We start from the raw sequence: 15,428 nt of genomic DNA, 5'->3' as shown, positions 1-15,428 counted from the left end.
CCGTGTTCCGTAGCGAGTACGCAGACGTCCCGCCCGTCGAACTGCCCATCCACGACGCCGTGCTGGGCCGGGCCGCCGAGTTCGGTGACACGCCCGCGCTGATCGACGGCACCAACGGCATGACCCTCACGTATGCGCAGGTGGACCAGTTCCACCGGCGTGTCGCGGCCGCGCTGGCCGAGGCGGGAGTCCGCAAGGGCGATGTGCTCGCCCTGCACAGCCCGAACACCCTCGCCTTCCCGACCGCCTTCTACGCCGCCACGCGCGCGGGGGCGTCCGTCACGACCGTGCACCCGCTGTCCACCGCCGAGGAGTTCGCCAAGCAGCTGCGGGACTCGGCCGCCCGCTGGATCGTCACCGTCTCGCCGCTGCTGGAGACCGCCCGCAGGGCCGCCGAACTGGCCGGCGGCGTCGAGGAGATCTTCGTCTGCGACAGCGCGCCCGGGCACCGCTCCCTCATCGACATGCTCGCCTCGACCGCCCCCGAACCGCAGGTCGACATCGACCCCGCAGCGGACGTCGCGGCCCTCCCGTACTCCTCGGGCACCACCGGCATCCCCAAGGGCGTGATGCTCACGCACCGCCAGATCGCCACCAATCTCGCCCAGCTCGAACCCGCCATCGCCGCGGGCCCCGGCGACCGCATCCTCGCCGTCCTGCCCTTCTTCCACATCTACGGGCTCACCGCGCTGATGAACGGGCCCCTGCGGATCGGCGCCACCGTCGTCGTCCTGCCGCGCTTCGACCTGGAGACCTTCCTCGCCGCCATCCAGAACCACCGCATCACCGGCCTGTACGTCGCCCCGCCGATCGTCCTCGCCCTCGCCAAGCACCCGCTCGTCGCCGAGTACGACCTGTCGTCCCTGAAGTACCTCATCAGCTCCGCCGCCCCGCTCGACGCCCAGCTCGCCGCGGCCTGCTCCCAGCGCCTGAACCTGCCGCCGATCGGCCAGGCCTACGGCATGACGGAACTGTCGCCCGGCAGCCATGTCGTCCCCCTGAGCGCCATGCACGACGCGCCCCCCGGCACCGTCGGCAAGCTCATAGGCGGCACCGAGATGCGCATCGTCTCCCTCGACGACCCCGCCAAGGACCTCGGCGTCGGCGAACCCGGCGAGATCCTCATCCGCGGACCCCAGATCATGAAGGGCTACCTGGGCCGCCCCGACGCCACCGCCGCGATGATCGACCCCGACGGCTGGCTGCACACCGGCGACGTCGGCCATGCCGACGCCGACGGCTGGCTGTTCGTCGTCGACCGCGTCAAGGAACTGATCAAGTACAAGGGCTTCCAGGTCGCCCCCGCCGAACTGGAGGCCCTCCTGCTCACCCACCCCGGCATCGCCGACGCCGCCGTCATCGGCGCCCTCAACGACGACGGCAGCGAAGTCCCGCACGCCTACGTGGTCCGCCGGCCCACCGCCACCGACCTCTCCGAAGGAGAGGTCATGATGTACGTCGCCGAACGCGTCGCCCCCTACAAGCGCGTCCGGCAGGTCACCTTCATCGACGGCGTGCCACGGGCCGCCACCGGCAAGATCCTGCGCCGGGAACTCAGGGAGCGCACGTGACGTTGATCAGCCGTACGCGCGCGCGTGGCGTCGAAACGATCGGCCTCGATTCCCCGCACAACCGCAACGCCCTGTCGGCGGCCCTCGTCGGCGAACTCGCCGACGCGCTCACCGACTGCGGCAAGGACGGCGACATTCGCGCCGTCGTCCTCACTCACACCGGCAACACCTTCAGCGCAGGCGCCGACCTGCGCGACCCACCGCCCCCGGATGCCCTCGTCGGCCTCCTCCGGCAGATCGTCGGACTGCCCAAACCGGTCGTCGCCCGCGTCACCGGACACGTCCGCGCGGGCGGCCTCGGACTGCTCGGCTCCTGCGACATCGCCGCCGCGTCGACCGGGGCGACCTTCGCCTTCACCGAGGTACGGATCGGCGTGGCCCCCGCCGCCATCACCCTCCCGCTGCTGCCCCGGACCGATCCGCGCGCCCTGTCCCGCTACTGCCTCACCGGCGAGCGCTTCGACGCGGCCGAGGCGGCCCGAATCGGCCTGCTGACCGCTTCCGGCGACGACGTCGACGCCGTACTCGAACCCGTCCTCGACGGCCTGCGCCGGGCCTCCCCACAGTCCCTGGCCGAGACGAAACGGCTGCTCACGGCCAGGGTGCTGGAGGCCTTCGACCGGGACGCGGCCGACCTGACCGCGCTCTCCGCCCGGCTGTTCGCCTCCGCGGACGCCCGCGAGGGCATGACGGCCTTCCTGGAACGACGGGAACCTCCATGGGCGCTGTGAGCACGGTCGACCGCGCACCCAAGCAGGACCGCAGCCGGGCCACCCGGCGACGGCTCCTCGAAGCCGCCGTGTCCTGCCTCGCCGAGCACGGCTGGGCAGGCTCCACCGTCTCGGTCGTCGCCGAACGCGCCGGCGTCTCCCGCGGCGCCGCCCAGCACCACTTCCCGACCCGCGAGGACCTCTTCACGGCGGCGGTGGAGTACGTCGCCGAGGAGCGCTCGACGGCGCTGCGGGCGCTGTTCCCGCAGGGCGCGGCGGGCGACCGGCGCGCGGTGGTGGCAGCCTTGGTCGACCTCTACACCGGTCCCCTGTTCCGCGCCGCCCTCCACCTGTGGGTCGCCGCGTCCAACGAAGAGCAGCTGCGCCCCCGCGTCACCGAACTCGAAGCCCGCGTCGGCCGCGAGACCCACCACATCGCGATCGAACTGCTCGACGCGGACGAGTCGCGCGCCGGCGTACGGGAGACGGTTCAGGGGCTGCTGGACATGGCTCGCGGCCTGGGCCTGGCCAACCTGCTCACCGACGACCGCCCGCGCCGGGAACGAGTGGTCGCCCAGTGGGCCGTACTACTGGAGGAGGTGCTCACGGACTGAGCCGCTCCACCCGCCAGCTCCCGTCGGCCTCCGCCACATACCGCAACCGGTCATGCAGCCGGTTCTCGCGCCCCTGCCAGAACTCCACCGACTGCGGAGCCACCCGGAAACCACCCCAGTGCGGAGGCACCGGCACCTGCTCGCCCTCCGGATAGCGGGCCGCCAACTCGGCGTAGGACGCGTCGAGATCGGCACGCGTGGCGATCACCGAGGACTGGGCGCTGGCCCACGCCCCGAGCTGCGAACCGTGCGGCCGGGAACGGAAATAGGCGGCCGTCTCGTCACGGCCGGTGCGCCGCGCCACCCCGCAGACGATGACCTGCCGGGCCATCGGATGCCAGGGGAACAGCAGCGACACATACGGGTTCTCGGACAGGTCACGGCCCTTGCGGGAGTCGTAATTGGTGTAGAAGACGAAACCCTGCTCGTCGAACTGCTTCAACAGCACCGTACGAGAGCTGGGCCGCCCCTCGCCGTCCGCCGTCGAAACGACCATCGCGTTCGGCTCGAAGAGATGGGCCTGCGTCGCGGCCTGCTTGAACCAGCGCGCGAACTGTGCCACCGGCGTGGCGGCCAGATCGGACTCGGCCAGACCCTCGGCCCGGTACTGCTTGCGCATCGACGCGGGATCGAGGGGGACGGCGGACACGGCGTCACGATCGTTCACGCGGTCATCTTGCCGTATCCGCGCGCGCCGTTCGGCATGGTGTCCTTCATCACTGAGTGGCACTGAGTGCCGCGAACCCTCCCCAAGGGTGGCACTCGGAGATATCGTTCAGATGTCGTTCCGGTTGGGTGACCGCCGGCCGCACAGGGCATCACAGGGAAAACGCCCAGGACCGCGAGTCTCGCAGCGCACCGACCGCGGATCCACCGGGCGGAACACCACCACGAACCAACGGCACACGGCACACGGCACACCACACACGCCACCCGTCGCACACATCACGAGGAGCCGCCTGATGTCCGACTTCGTACCCGGACTCGAAGGAGTCGTCGCGTTCGAGACGGAGATCGCCGAACCGGATAAGGAAGGCGGCGCACTCCGGTACCGAGGCGTCGACATCGAGGACCTGGTCGGCCACGTCTCGTTCGGCAACGTCTGGGGCCTGCTCGTCGACGGCGCCTTCAACCCCGGCCTGCCGCCCGCCGAACCGTTCCCGATCCCCGTGCACTCCGGCGACATCCGCGTCGACGTCCAGTCGGCACTGGCCATGCTCGCCCCCGTATGGGGCCTGAAGCCGCTGCTCGACATCGACTCCGCCCAGGCCCGCGAGGACCTCGCCCGCGCCGCCGTCATGGCCCTGTCCTACGTCGCCCAGTCCGCCCGCGGCCAGGGCCGGCCCATGGTCCCCCAGCGGGAGATCGACAAGGCGCAGTCCGTCGTCGAACGCTTCATGATCCGCTGGCGCGGCGAGCCCGACCCCAAGCATGTGGCGGCGGTCGACGCGTACTGGACCAGCGCGGCGGAACACGGCATGAACGCCTCCACCTTCACTGCCCGCGTCATCGCCTCCACCGGCGCGGACGTGGCCGCCGCCCTCTCCGGCGCCGTTGGAGCCATGTCCGGCCCCCTGCACGGCGGCGCCCCCTCCCGCGTGCTCGGCATGATCGAGGAGATCGAGCGCACCGGCGACGCCGAGGCCTACGTCAAACACGCCCTCGACAAGGGCGAACGCCTCATGGGCTTCGGCCACCGCGTCTACCGCGCGGAAGACCCCCGCGCGCGCGTGCTCCGCCGTACCGCCCGCGAACTGGGCGCCCCGCGTTTCGAGGTGGCGGAGGCGCTGGAGAAGGCCGCCCTGGCGGAGTTGCACGCCCGCCGCCCCGACCGCGTCCTCGCCACCAATGTCGAATTCTGGGCCGCCATCGTCCTGGACTTCGCCGAGGTCCCGGCCCACATGTTCACATCCATGTTCACCTGCGCCCGCACGGCCGGCTGGTCCGCCCACATCCTCGAACAGAAGCGCACCGGCCGCCTGGTCCGCCCCTCCGCCCGCTACATCGGCCCGGGTTCCCGAGACCCGCGGGAGATCGAGGGCTACGGCGACATGGCGCACTGAGTCTCCGCATAGCCCCCGCACGCAGACGACCCGCGAGCTCTGGTCCCTCCGCCTCACGGCGGGGGAGCCGGCCGGACGTACCGGCGAGCTCGCGGGTCGGGTGACTGCGTTGGATTGGGCCGGCTGCGTGCTTCTCACACGCCGGCCCGGCACCGCACTGGGTGTGGTGACGGGCCGCTAGCCCGCAGCCACCTCTTCCGTCCGGTATGCATACATCTGCCGAACCACCTCCTCTCCGAAGTAGCAGCCACACTAAGAAGCCGTTGGTCACGGATCAACCGGTTTTCCGAGATGTTGACGGCACCGGCCCCGGCCGGGCCGACCGAGCGCGCGCCGGTAACGCAACTTGTCCAGGGCGACCCCGCCAGTTGCGTCCTCCACGACCGCGCCATCCGCATGCCAGCCGACGGACTCGTAGAAGCGCCGCGCGCGCTGATTGGCTTCCAGGACCCACAACGTGGCCTGCGCGTAGTCGGCCTGGCCGAGAGTCGTCAGCGTGACCAGCATCAACTGCTTTCCGACGCCGGTGCCCCAGACCTCGGGCAGCGTGTAGAGCGAGCCGATTTCCGCGATGGAAGAGGTCTCCTGGGACGGGCCGAAGCCTGCGAACCCGACGATCCCCGCCTCGGTCTCGGCCACCAGTACTCCCGACTGCGGCCACTGCGTCTCCGCGATGCCGGCCCGCCAGCCGGACTCTTTACGGCTCGGGTCCATGGCGTCGAGGTAGTCCTGCGGGACCACACCGGCAAAGGCCACCCGGAAGGAGCGCACGTGGACGCCGGCGACCGCTGAAGCGTCATCAGGCCGTGCCTGTCGAATCACCGCGGCTCGCATGGAGGCTCCCTCCCAGGGCAGTCGTGCCGATGGGCGCCGTCCGCCCCCCAAGCAAGGGCAGTGTCACGCGGCGCCGGACCGCGCAACCCACCCAGCACAACACGCACCGTCACACGGCAACGGCCGTATTGACACCGCACTGGTCCAGACCGCACCGTGATCCGCGACACATCGCCGCGCACGCCACCACGTCCGTGCCCGAAGGGACCTCGTATGAGCGACAGCAAGCTGTCCGGTCAGTTCTTCGATGCCGCGATCGGGCTGCTGCAACGCGTACGGGACGAGGAGGGCGAGGCGATCACGGCGGCCGGGTCGCTCCTCGCGGACACCGTCGTCTGCGGTGGCCGTCTGTTCGCCTTCGGCGCCGGCCACTCCTCGCTGGCCGCGCAGGACGTCGTCTACCGCGCCGGCGGCCTCGCGCTGATGAACCTGCTGGCCGTTCCCGGGGTCGTAGGAGTCGATGTCGTTCCGGCCACACTCGGCTCCGCCCTGGAACGGGTCGGCGGTCTCGCGAGCGCCGTGCTCGACACGTCCCCGGTCCGCGAGGGCGACGCCCTGGTGATCATCTCGCTGTCGGGGCGCAACGCGCTGCCCGTGGAGATGGCCATGAGCGCCCGTGCCCTGGGCGTGAAGGTGATCGGCGTGACCTCGGTGGCGTACGCGTCGGAGACGACGTCCCGGCACTCCTCGGGGACGTATCTGAAGGACCACTGCGACATCGTCCTCGACTCGAAGATCGCGGTCGGTGACGCGGAACTCACCCTCGACACCGTCCCGGCGCCCTTCGCCCCGGCCTCCACGGTCGTCACATCGGCCCTGCTCCAGGCGGTCATGGCCGAAACGGCCGCCGCCCTGGCCGCCCGCGGCGTCGAACCGCCTCTGCTGCGCTCCGGCAACGTCGACGGTGGCCACGACTGGAACGGCCGTGTGATGGCGGAGTACGGGGACCGGATCTTCTATTGCCACCGAACAGGCCGCTGAACGCGCCGCTGGAGCCGGAGTCGAGCCGGAGTCGAGCCGGAGTCGATCGTGCCGGGGCCGTCGTGGCCGGTCGCGCGCACGGGGCGCAGGCCGCACATCGCCCGGCGGCGCGCACGGGGCGCAGGCCGCACATCGCCCCCCGGCGGCCTGACTAGGCGGAAGTCCCCGGCGGCCAGTCCCCGCGTACCGTCCCCGCCAGATCCAGCGCCGCCGCGATCCGTACGGCGACATCCTCCGCGTACGCCGCGTCGGGCCGTTCGAACGCGCTGCGCCCGCCCCCGCGCAGAAACGTCACGACGCCCAGCGTCCGCCCCCGGCTGCGCAGCACCGCGCACAGCGCGTGCACGGCGTCCGGCGGCCACTGGCGGGCCCGCGCCCATGCGCGCGCCTGCTCGGGCGGTACCGATCCGATGCTGGCCCGCACGGACCCGGCCCGCCCCACGCACTGCAACGCGGGGTGTCCCTCGCCGTAGCGGACCGGCAGCCCGGCCTGGCCGGTGACCAGGCTCGGCCCGGGGGTGCCCGCGGGTGTGGCGGCGATACGCACCAGCCGTACCGGCTCGGCGGCCTCCGCGTCGGTGATCGCGCCGCCCGCCGCGCGGTCGATCAGCGCGTGGTCGGCGAACCCGGCGAGCGCGAAGTCCAGGTGGACGGTGGCGGCCTCGGCCGGGTCCTCGCACTCCGCGGCGGCCCGCCCGGCACGGTGCAGCTGATTGGTGCGGAACCGCAGCAGCGCCGCCTCCTGCTCGGCCTGCTTGGCCTCCGTGACGTCGTTGAACAGCCAGCCGACGCCGAGCGGCACCGGTTCCTCGGCGAGCGGGGAGGCCAGCCGTACGAAGCCGCAGCGCCAGCAGCGCCGCTTCTCGCCCTCCGGCGTGCGTACCCCGACCCAGATCTCGGCGGGCGCGGGCGGCGTGCCCTCGGCGAGCACATGGGTGAGGGCGCTCTCCAGCTCCTCGACGCCTTGGGAGAGCAGTTCACCGACCGGTCTGCCGAGCACCGACGTACGCCCGATGCCCAGCGCGCGAGCCGCGTGCGCGTTCACGACGGCGGGCCGCAGGTCGACGTCGACGAGGACGACGCCCCAGCTCGCGTCGTCGAAGAGGGCCTCGCTCAGCGCGATGGACCGTTCGAGATCGATCTGCGTGTGCACCTCGCTGAAGGCGCAGTACAGTCCGGCGGGCTTTCCGTCGGGGCCGCGGACGGCCGCGGACTGGGTCCGTACGAGGACCCGGCCGCCGTCCTTGGTGAGCAGCGCGAACTCATGGACCTGGCGTCCCGGCGCGTGCATGGTGGCCATCAGCCGGGACTCGACCTCTTCCGCGTCCGCCGTCCGTACAGCCCACCCGGCGAACCCGTGCCGGCCCACCGCCTCGCCCGCGGTCCACCCGAGAATCCGCTCGGCCTCGCGGTTCCAGTGCGTGACGACACCGTCGGCATCGAAGGCGCACAGGGCCGCGTCCATGCCGTCGAGCAGCGCAGCCAGCAGATCGGAACCGCCCGAGCCCTCCGGACCGTCCCGTTCGGGCTCGTCCGGCCCCAGCTCGTCGGTGGTCCCACTACGCCGGGAAGCACTCACCTGGACCCCCTGCAGGCTGTGTCCGCACGTACGGCACGTCGGTTCGCTCACTAACAATCATTCAACTCGAACGTGACGCAGCACACATCGAGTTCCCGCAAGATTGAGAGAATCGTTGCACGCCGGAAACTCGGCGTGAACCTCTCCTCACCGTCCGGCAGCCGCGAGCTGGACCCGCGCGCAGCGCACATCCACTACCGAACGGTATGCGACCGGATGTCGCCGCGTCGAGTGCCGAGATCACCGTCCTGGCACGCTTGTCAGCCCACCGGATACGCCGCCGCAACCCCCTGGTTTCACCGGCACGGCACGCTTGTCAGTGGTATCCGGCAGAATTGAAATCAGGGCCAGCGCACGCGCCGTGAAGCCTGGTGCTTTCGGCGGAATCGGCAAGCTAATCGAGGGGCACGTATGTCCGGACTGATCGACACCACGGAGATGTATCTCCGCACCATCCTGGAGCTGGAGGAGGAAGGTGTGGTCCCCATGCGCGCCCGGATCGCCGAGCGGCTCGACCAGAGCGGGCCGACGGTCAGCCAGACCGTGGCGCGGATGGAGCGGGACGGACTGGTGTCCGTCGCCAGCGACCGGCACCTGGAGCTCACGGACGAGGGCCGCCGGCTGGCGACGCGCGTGATGCGCAAGCACCGCCTCGCGGAGTGCCTGCTCGTCGATGTGATCGGGCTGGAGTGGGAGCAGGTGCACGCCGAGGCGTGTCGCTGGGAGCACGTGATGAGCGAGGCCGTGGAGCGCCGGGTGCTCGAACTGCTGCGCCACCCCACCGAGTCGCCGTACGGCAACCCGATCCCGGGCCTGGAGGAGCTGGGCGAGAAGGACGGCGCCGATCCGTTCCTGGACGAGGGCATGGTGTCGCTGGCCGACCTGGATCCGGGGATGGAGGGCAAGACGGTCGTCGTGCGCCGTATCGGCGAGCCGATCCAGACGGACGCGCAGCTGATGTACACGCTGCGTCGCGCGGGCGTGCAGCCCGGGTCGGTGGTGAGCGTGACGGAGGCGGCCGGCGGGGTGCTGGTGGGCAGCGGCGGCGAGGCGGCCGAGCTGGAGTCGGACGTCGCCTCCCACGTGTTCGTCGCCAAGCGCTGACCGGCGCCGGGTGCGGTCGCCTGCCGGGGGTGGAGAGGCGGTCCGCGGGGCCGCGGTGATCTTGCCGGTTCCAGGATTCACTGAGCCGAATCGCAGCGCGCGGACGGTTCACGTGCGAGGCTGTCGCATGAGGCATATGACCTGAGGGGCTCTTGGCCGTGGTGCGACAGCGACAAGCGACAGCGATGTCGTCCGGCCGGGGAGGGGCGGGAGGATGTGCCGTAGAAGGAGAAGTGGGCGTAGACGTGGAGAGGGCCCCGGCGCCGTGTGGCGCCGGGGCCTGTCCTCCCCTGTGCTGACCCGGAGCCCCGAGCTCTCAGGGTCATTCCCCTCGGACCGTTTTCCCCGAGCGGTCCGCCTCCCGCAGAAGATCTCCCCTCGCCGCGGGCGGTCAATCCCTGACCGAGGTCACTCGTACGAGGGGTGTTACCGGCAGACCCCGCATCTTCGAATGTGTATTCGATAGCCTGAGGGTGACACGGCATGCGGAACCTGCGCTTCACCAGTAGGCGCGGCATCGTGTCGGCAGACGAGCGAGGGCCCCGGTGGGCCCCGGCAGAGATCGGTACCACGGCAGGCAGGACACGGTTCACAGGACCGGTCGGCTCAAGCGGGAGCGAGCGGTCCGAGCGGAGCTAGGGGGGTGCCAGGATCCATGGCGCGACGCATCGATGTGACCGGGGCGGACGGCGTACGCCTGGCGGCCTGGGAGTTCGGCGACCCTCCCAAGCCCGACCCGGCGCGGGACACGAGCGGGCACACCGGCCAAGCACCACACCCCGCGACGGGCCAGCCGCCCGGCCCCGGCGAACAGGACCGCATGTCCGGCGTGCTGTTACTGCACGGCCTGATGGGCCGCGCCTCGCACTGGGCCTCCACCGCCCGCTGGCTCTCCGGACGCCATCGCGCCGTAGCGCTCGACCAGCGCGGCCACGGCCAGAGTGACAAGCCCCCACAGGCCTCCTTCACCCGCGAGGCATACGTCGAGGACGCCGAGGCCGCCATCGAACAACTCGGCCTCGGGCCGGCCGTCCTCATCGGCCACGCCATGGGCGGACTGACCGCCTGGCAGCTCGCCGCCAAGCGCCCCGATCTGGTCCGCGGAGTGATCATCTGCGATATGCGGGCCTCCGCGCTCGGCTCGGCCTCGCAGCGGGAGTGGGACCAGTGGTTCAAGTCCTGGCCCGTGCCGTTCGCCACGCTCGCCGATGTCCGCAAGTGGTTCGGTGAGGACGACCCCTGGGTGGAGCGGCCCAATCCGTCCCGCGGCGAGTTCTACGCCGAGGCGATGCATGAGGCGTCCGACGGCTGGCGGCCCGTCTTCGAACCCGGCCAGATGCTCAAGTCCCGGGCGACGTGGGTGTATGACGCGCACTGGGAGGAGCTGGCTCAGGTGCGGTGCCCGGCCCTTGTCGTCCGTGGGCTCGACGGGGAGCTCGGCCGCGCGGAGGCTCAGGAGATGGTGCGCGTGTTGCCTCTCGGCGAGTATGCGGAGATCGCCGATGCGGGGCACCTCGTCCACTATGACCAGCCGGAGGGGTGGCGTGCGGCGATCGAGCCGTTCTTGAACGCGCTGTGAGTAACGCGCTGTGAGTAACGCGCTGTGAGTAACGCGCTGTGAGTTTCGAGCGGCTTCTCGTCCGCCGGGTTGCCCGCGTCGGCGACTGCGAGCGGTGCTTGGCTGGTCGCTCCCCCGAGTTCGCGGCTTCGCTCGAACCCGGGGGACCCCCATCGCGGCGGAGCCACCCCCCGCCCCCTGAGGACGCTGTCCAAGCCGCGCCCGCCCTTGCCGCGGTCCCCTCAGCCCTTGCCCACCGCCGCCAGGCCCTCCTGCGGGACTCCCGAGAAGGGCGTGGTCCTGCCCGCACCACCCCCGCGGCGGGCGTCACGGCAGAACTCTCGGCGCGATTGACGCCCTCTCCAGCCCGAGGCTGGAGATTCCGGTCCGTACCGCTTCGCGGTACCACCACGGGTTCCTGCTTCACAGACGCCTGCCGGTCTCCGGGGAGATCGGTCTTACACGGCCTCCACAGGCGTCACTTTCCGCCCGTCCGGCGGTAGGTCGCCCAACTACGTTGTCGGACAAGGCGGCTTCAGCAGTGCGCTGCGCCTTTCCGGGCCGCGGGGGTCAAGATGTCCTACACCTCCGCCCTGAAGGGTGGAGCACTGGACAAGAGTGCGGTAGCGCCCTTCAGAGGCGCGGGGCTGCATCGATGTGCGGCTCCTCCGCATGGGCCCGAGCAGCCACGGACGACCCGCAGCCGCCGGCCTACCGGTCCCGCCCGCACGCATAGGCGAGCGGCGAGATCAACTCCTCCGCATCCGGCAGCCATCGATTCGCCGGCGTGGGGCGGCAGGCCCACTGCACGGCTCCGCGAGACCCGAACCGGGTGGGAGGCGCGGCCACCCATCCACCCTCCCCGAGCGCCACGAGATCCAGCGAGGCGACCGCCCAGCCCAGCTTGCGCACCAGGTCGGGCACCTTCACCGCGGCGCCCGGCAGCACGAAGAACTCCATTCGCCGATCCGGAGTCAGCGTCACCGGCCCGAGCGTCAGCTCCATCCGCTCCATCCGGGCCAGCGCCAGGAACCCCGCGGTCTCCGGAACGGAAATCGCGTCGAAGGTGCGCCCCGTCGGCAGCAGAATCGACGACGTCGACTGCTTCTGCCACATCCGGCGCGCGACGGTCGCACTGCCCGTGGCCTGCGTCGCCCAGTCCGGCCGTGTCGGGTGCGCGCCGGGCGCGGCGCACGCGACGTCGCCGCACGAGCAGCGCTGCACCCCGTCGACGGCTTCCAGCCAGGTGCCCGGGAAGACGTCCCAATGGCGCTCCTCGGCGTAGCGAACGGCGGTCTCCAGCAGCGATTCCCCGCGCTGCTTCGGAATCTGGGCGGCTTCGGTGCTCGCGATCGTCTCTTCCACGCTCATCACAACTCCCGCACCCAACTCCGGTTACGGCCAGGTCCTGTCGTCGGACCGACTTCTGCACCGACTTGTGCACCGACTTGTGCACCGACTTGTGCACCGACTTCTGCGAGGCCCGCCCTCCGGGCGGACGGAGCCAGTCCGGCGACAGGACCCGCGCGCGGGGGAGGAGCATCGATTTCCCAACTGGGGCGCATGGGTGCATGTGCGGGGGCGCGCAGGAGGATCCCTGGCCGCAGCGGGGTAGCCACGAGTGGGGTCGGCTTCCGCCTTTACCCCGGCAATCCTCGTAAGCCTCGCATTTTCGTCATGACCGTGGGGCATTGATCTTCACGGCCGGATCCTTTCGCTCATCGGGAGGCGCCCGGCCGGGGAAGACACATCAACTCGGTGCGTGGGCAGGCACCGCAGCCACAGGGGGTACGCCATGGCCGCAAGGCCTCTCGTCGCGCGGCAGCCGAACGAACGGCTGCAGGCGCTCATCCAGGAAGCGGGTTGCTCGAACGCCGGGCTGGCCCGCCGAGTGAACATGTGCGGCGCCGAGCACGGCCTCGACCTGCGCTACGACAAGACGTCCGTCGCCCGCTGGCTGCGCGGACAGCAGCCACGCGGACGCGCTCCGGCGATCATCGCCGAGGCGCTGGGCCGCAAGCTGGGCCGCGCGGTCACGATCGACGAGATCGGCATGGCCAACGGCAAGAACCTCGCCTCGGGCGTCGGCCTCCAGTTCTCGCCGACGGTACTGGGAGCCATCGAGCAGGTCTGTGAGCTGTGGCGCAGCGACGTCGGCCGGCGGGACTTCCTCTCCGGCTCCTCCGTCGCCGCGTCCGCACTGGTGGAGCCGAGCCGGGACTGGCTGATCTCCTCGCCCGACTCGCAGGTGGCGCGCTCGGCGGGCCCGCGGGTGGGGGAGTCCGACGTGGCGGCCGTGAAGGCCATGACCCAGGCGCTGGTCGACCTGGACCACCAGTACGGCAGCGGGCATGTGCGCCCGGTGGTCGTGCACTACCTGAACAGCGTCGTCTCCGGGCTGCTGGCGGGGTCGTACCGGGAGGCCGTGGGGCGTGAACTCTTCGCCGCGGTGGCCCGGTTGACGGAGCTGGCGGGCTATATGGCCATCGACACCGGCCAACCGGGCCTGGCCCAGCGGTACTACATCCAGGCGCTGCGGCTCGCGCAGGCGGCGGGCGACCGGGCGTACGGCGGGTATGTGCTCGCCGCGTCCATGAGCCATCTCGCCGCGCAGCTCGGAAACCCGCGGGAGATCGCCCAGTTGGCGCGGGCGGCGCAGGAGGGGGCGCGGGGGCGCGTGACCCCCCGCGCGGAGGCCATGTTCTACGCGGCCGAGGCCCGGGGGCATGCGTTGATGGGGGACGCGCGGGCCGCCCATGCGGCGTCGGGGCGTGCGGTGAGCGCGCTGGAGTCGGCCGACCCGTCCTCCGGCGACGACCCGGCGTGGATCGCGCACTTCGACGAGGCGTATCTGGCCGACGAGTTGGCGCACTGCCACCGTGACCTGGGACAGGCCGAGGCGGCGGCACGGCGGGCGGAGGAGTGCCTGTCCGGGCTGCCCGAGTCGCGGGCGCGGCGCCGGGCGATCGGCTACGTCCTGCTGGCCACCGCACAGGTCCAGCAGCGCGAGGTCGAACAGGCCGTGCACACGGGACTGAAGGCCGTGGAGTTGCTGGAGACCCTGCGCTCCAACCGCGGCGCCGAGTATCTGGAGGACTTCCAGCAGCGGCTGGAGCCGTTCCGGGACGAGCCCGTGGTACGGGAGTTCGGGGCGCGGCTGGACTTGCAGGCGGCGGCCTGAAAGAAGCGGATACGCCCGCGATGGGGCGCGTGGGAAACGAAGGCACCGGTGGTGAAGGAGGGGCGTAAGGAGGGGCGTACGAAGCGGATGAGGGGCCGGTTTTGTTATGGCGGTCACAGGGAAGGAGGTCAGGTCCTGTGCTGCGTGGCACCGGGCTCAGGCGACCCGGTAGCGTGAACCGACGATTCCGAAGGTCCCCCATTCGTAGGAGTCCCGGTGACGCAGAGTGGACAGGGCGAGGAGCCCTCGCCGCGGCAAGCGCGCGAAGGCATCGTGCTGCCATCGGACGGTGGCGAGCCCCTGCTGCCGGGCATGACGGGCGGACAGGGCGGTCCGCAGTACGGCCGCCCCGTCCCGCCGACTCCCGCCTCGGCGCCGCCCGAGGGCCAGGTGTGGGGCACCCCCTGGGGCCCCGACCAGAACCAGTCCCCGCCCCCGCCGTCGGGCCAGGGCTGGGGCTCCGGCCCCGCCGAGGGCTGGGGCTCCCCGGAGCCGTACCAGCAGACGGCGCCGGCCGCCTGGGGCACACCGGACCAGGCCCACGCGATCCCGGCCCAGCCGCAGCCGGCGCAGGAGGCGGCATACGGCGGTGAGATGCCGCCGGGATCGGGTGCGCAGCCGACGTATGCGCCGCCGGAGCCCGCACCCCAACCGTCGTACACGCCACCCCCGCAGGCACCCCAGTCGTCGTACACATCGCCCGCGCAGGCACCCGAGGCGCCGGGCGCACAGCAGCCGTCGTACACCTCGCAGGCGCCGTCCGCCGAGTCGTCGTACACCCCTCACGCGCCGTCCGCCGAGTCGTCGTACACCCCTCACGCGCCGTCCGCCGAGTCGTCGTACGCGCCGAACGGCCAGGCTTTGGACGGCGGTCAGGGCGCTCATCCGCCCGCGCCGGGGGGCGGATACGGTGCCTCCCCCTCCCCCGGTACGGGGCAGCCGCCCACACCCGGCTACGGCCCTCCGGCGGCGGGCGCACCCCTGCCGCCGCACGCCGGTGCCCAGACGTACGGGAATGCGGGGGCTGCCCAGCCCGCCGCCCAGCCCCCGGCGGCAGCCGATGGCTACGGCAGCCCGGCCCCGGGCGCGTACGGCTCCGGTGCCTCCGCGCCTCTGCCGCCCGCCGGATCCGGGAGCTTCGGGGCACCGTTGCCGCCCGCCGACGACGGCGCGACGCAGTACATACCGCCGGTTGCCGGTGGGGGTGCGCCTGCGCATGTGTCGCCGGACGGG

Annotated in this window: 12 protein-coding genes and 1 pseudogene; 9 read left to right on the top strand and 4 right to left on the bottom strand. The window is 71.7% G+C overall.

The window, feature by feature from the left end; translation table 11 throughout:
• Window positions 1-2: 2 nt before the first annotated feature.
• The 3 genes from GFH49_RS28800 to GFH49_RS28790 are packed head-to-tail and all read left to right on the top strand — an operon-like array spanning window position 3 to window position 2,895.
• Window positions 3-1,571, top strand: coding sequence for a 4-coumarate--CoA ligase family protein (locus GFH49_RS28800; RefSeq protein ID WP_155058982.1), 1,569 nt, complete (start codon window positions 3-5; stop codon window positions 1,569-1,571).
• Complete coding sequence (locus GFH49_RS28795) at window positions 1,568-2,302, top strand: enoyl-CoA hydratase family protein (RefSeq protein ID WP_155058981.1); 735 nt, start codon at window positions 1,568-1,570, stop codon at window positions 2,300-2,302. Before GFH49_RS28800 ends, GFH49_RS28795 begins: the two co-directional genes overlap by 4 nt.
• Entirely contained in the window at window positions 2,290-2,895 is a 606-nt protein-coding gene (locus tag GFH49_RS28790; RefSeq protein WP_155058980.1) for a TetR/AcrR family transcriptional regulator, read from the top strand. Before GFH49_RS28795 ends, GFH49_RS28790 begins: the two co-directional genes overlap by 13 nt.
• Here the strand turns inward: GFH49_RS28790 and pdxH are convergent.
• Complete coding sequence (gene pdxH / locus GFH49_RS28785; RefSeq protein WP_155058979.1) at window positions 2,885-3,562, bottom strand: pyridoxamine 5'-phosphate oxidase; 678 nt, start codon at window positions 3,560-3,562, stop codon at window positions 2,885-2,887. The two genes, GFH49_RS28790 and pdxH, sit on opposite strands and share 11 nt — an antisense overlap.
• A 295-nt stretch (window positions 3,563-3,857) precedes the next feature.
• Between pdxH and GFH49_RS28780 the strand changes: the two genes are divergently transcribed.
• A complete protein-coding gene (locus GFH49_RS28780) occupies window positions 3,858-4,958 on the top strand; it encodes a citrate synthase 2 (RefSeq protein ID WP_155058978.1) in 1,101 nt (366 codons plus the stop codon).
• A 267-nt stretch (window positions 4,959-5,225) separates the two neighbouring features.
• Here GFH49_RS28780 and GFH49_RS28775 read toward each other — a convergent pair whose 3' ends face one another.
• Complete coding sequence (locus tag GFH49_RS28775) at window positions 5,226-5,792, bottom strand: GNAT family N-acetyltransferase (protein ID WP_155058977.1); 567 nt, start codon at window positions 5,790-5,792, stop codon at window positions 5,226-5,228.
• A gap of 213 nt (window positions 5,793-6,005) precedes the next feature.
• Here GFH49_RS28775 and GFH49_RS28770 point away from each other — a divergent pair, with 213 nt between their 5' ends.
• Window positions 6,006-6,773, top strand: a complete 768-nt coding sequence (locus tag GFH49_RS28770; protein WP_155058976.1) for an SIS domain-containing protein — start codon at window positions 6,006-6,008, stop codon at window positions 6,771-6,773.
• Window positions 6,774-6,924: 151 nt separating this feature from the next.
• Here GFH49_RS28770 and GFH49_RS28765 read toward each other — a convergent pair whose 3' ends face one another.
• Complete coding sequence (locus tag GFH49_RS28765; protein ID WP_155058975.1) at window positions 6,925-8,352, bottom strand: PAS domain-containing protein; 1,428 nt, start codon at window positions 8,350-8,352, stop codon at window positions 6,925-6,927.
• A gap of 411 nt (window positions 8,353-8,763) precedes the next feature.
• On the opposite strand from GFH49_RS28765, the gene GFH49_RS28760 reads away from it, so the two are divergent.
• Both GFH49_RS28760 and GFH49_RS28755 read left to right on the top strand, forming a co-directional pair.
• Complete coding sequence (locus GFH49_RS28760; RefSeq protein ID WP_155058974.1) at window positions 8,764-9,456, top strand: iron-dependent transcriptional repressor DtxR; 693 nt, start codon at window positions 8,764-8,766, stop codon at window positions 9,454-9,456.
• A gap of 655 nt (window positions 9,457-10,111) precedes the next feature.
• On the top strand, window positions 10,112-11,035 hold the full coding sequence (locus GFH49_RS28755) for an alpha/beta fold hydrolase (RefSeq protein WP_155058973.1): 924 nt from the start codon (window positions 10,112-10,114) through the stop codon (window positions 11,033-11,035).
• A 690-nt stretch (window positions 11,036-11,725) separates the two neighbouring features.
• Here GFH49_RS28755 and GFH49_RS28750 read toward each other — a convergent pair.
• Window positions 11,726-12,388, bottom strand: a complete 663-nt coding sequence (locus GFH49_RS28750) for a bifunctional DNA primase/polymerase (protein WP_155058972.1) — start codon at window positions 12,386-12,388, stop codon at window positions 11,726-11,728.
• Window positions 12,389-12,809: 421 nt separating this feature from the next.
• On the opposite strand from GFH49_RS28750, the gene GFH49_RS28745 reads away from it, so the two are divergent.
• The gene (locus tag GFH49_RS28745; RefSeq protein ID WP_155058971.1) at window positions 12,810-14,195 is read left to right on the top strand and encodes an NsdA family TPR-like regulatory protein; all 1,386 of its coding nucleotides are present in this window, start codon (window positions 12,810-12,812) and stop codon (window positions 14,193-14,195) included.
• A gap of 216 nt (window positions 14,196-14,411) precedes the next feature.
• Window positions 14,412-15,428: pseudogene (locus GFH49_RS28740) on the top strand (hypothetical protein); the annotation flags it as partial.

The sequence above is a fragment of the Streptomyces blattellae genome (assembly GCF_009709555.1).
Taxonomy (GTDB): domain Bacteria; phylum Actinomycetota; class Actinomycetes; order Streptomycetales; family Streptomycetaceae; genus Streptomyces; species Streptomyces blattellae.
The sequence above is the reverse complement of the archived record's forward strand: the minus strand, read 5'-3'. Positions and strand labels throughout refer to the sequence as shown.

What these genes read in the sequence shown, in the direction of transcription:
- GFH49_RS28790 (WP_155058980.1), top strand. Translation starts at nt 2,290, where the DNA reads ATGGGCGCTGTGAGCACGGTCGACCGCGCACCCAAGCAGGACCGCAGC.
- GFH49_RS28775 (WP_155058977.1), bottom strand. Translation starts at nt 5,792, where the DNA reads ATGCGAGCCGCGGTGATTCGACAGGCACGGCCTGATGACGCTTCAGCG.
- GFH49_RS28780 (WP_155058978.1), top strand. Translation starts at nt 3,858, where the DNA reads ATGTCCGACTTCGTACCCGGACTCGAAGGAGTCGTCGCGTTCGAGACG.
- GFH49_RS28770 (WP_155058976.1), top strand. Translation starts at nt 6,006, where the DNA reads ATGAGCGACAGCAAGCTGTCCGGTCAGTTCTTCGATGCCGCGATCGGG.
- GFH49_RS28755 (WP_155058973.1), top strand. Translation starts at nt 10,112, where the DNA reads ATGGCGCGACGCATCGATGTGACCGGGGCGGACGGCGTACGCCTGGCG.
- GFH49_RS28760 (WP_155058974.1), top strand. Translation starts at nt 8,764, where the DNA reads ATGTCCGGACTGATCGACACCACGGAGATGTATCTCCGCACCATCCTG.
- GFH49_RS28745 (WP_155058971.1), top strand. Translation starts at nt 12,810, where the DNA reads ATGGCCGCAAGGCCTCTCGTCGCGCGGCAGCCGAACGAACGGCTGCAG.